Here is an 840-nt window from a genome sequence, read left to right as displayed (position 1 = left end):
CCAAAGGCGTCATCCTGGTCGGCGATACCACTGATCCATTCTCCGTGGAGACGGTGCGCGCCACCATGGGTTCGATCTTTGCCGTGCCGGTGGCCAAAGCGACAACCGAGGCTTTCCTCGCCTGGCGAGGCGGGTTTTCAGGCCTCGTCGCCGGAACCCACCTGAAAGGCGCCGTCGACTACCGCTCGGTCGATTTTTCACGCGGGCCCGTGCTGCTGATGATGGGCAACGAGCAGCAGGGACTGCCCGAAAGCCTGGCTGCGAGTTGCGACAGGCTGCTCAGGATTCCGCAAGCCGGCCGTGCCGATTCGCTCAATCTGGCCGTTGCCACCGGCATCATGCTGTTCGAGATCCGGCGCGGCGCGCTCAAGCTCGAGCCAATCCTGGACCAGCAATGAAGGTTGCCCGCCCGTGAGATCATGGTCTCCCTACGCACTGCTTGTCGTCGCGGCCATCGCGCTCGACCAGTGGATAAAATACCTGGTCGAGGCCGATCTGCCTTTTCAGGAGAAGGTTGATCTGCTGCCCTTCCTGGCGCTGTTCCGCACCTACAATACCGGCATCGCCTTCTCGATGTTCTCGTCCTTCGGCGACACCGGGTTGATCGTCATCTCGCTTGTCGTCGTTGCTTTCGTGCTGTTCCTGGCGACGCGGATCGCGCCGTCCCAGATCCTTGCCCGCACCGGCTTTGCGCTGATCGTCGGTGGCGCTCTGGGCAATCTGATCGACCGCGCCGTCTACGGCCACGTCATCGACTATATTCTGTTTCACACGCCGGTGTGGTCCTTCGCCGTCTTCAACCTTGCCGACGCCTTCATTTCGGTGGGCGCGGCACTGGTC

At 62.3% G+C, this 840-nt stretch carries 2 protein-coding genes; both read left to right on the top strand.

Going from position 1 to position 840, the window contains the following annotated elements:
- Positions 1-398 (top strand): RNA methyltransferase (locus EN893_RS36035; protein WP_164901493.1); only part of this gene is annotated, 398 nt, incomplete at its 5' end.
- A 13-nt stretch (positions 399-411) separates the two neighbouring features.
- Positions 412-840: signal peptidase II (gene lspA / locus EN893_RS36030; RefSeq protein WP_128362268.1), on the top strand; the 429-nt coding region annotated here is incomplete at its 3' end.

It is taken from the genome of Mesorhizobium sp. M7A.F.Ca.CA.004.04.2.1 (assembly GCF_004022825.1).
Lineage (GTDB): Bacteria > Pseudomonadota > Alphaproteobacteria > Rhizobiales > Rhizobiaceae > Mesorhizobium.
Note: the sequence above shows the minus strand (reverse complement) of the source record. Positions and strands in the feature narration are given on the sequence as shown.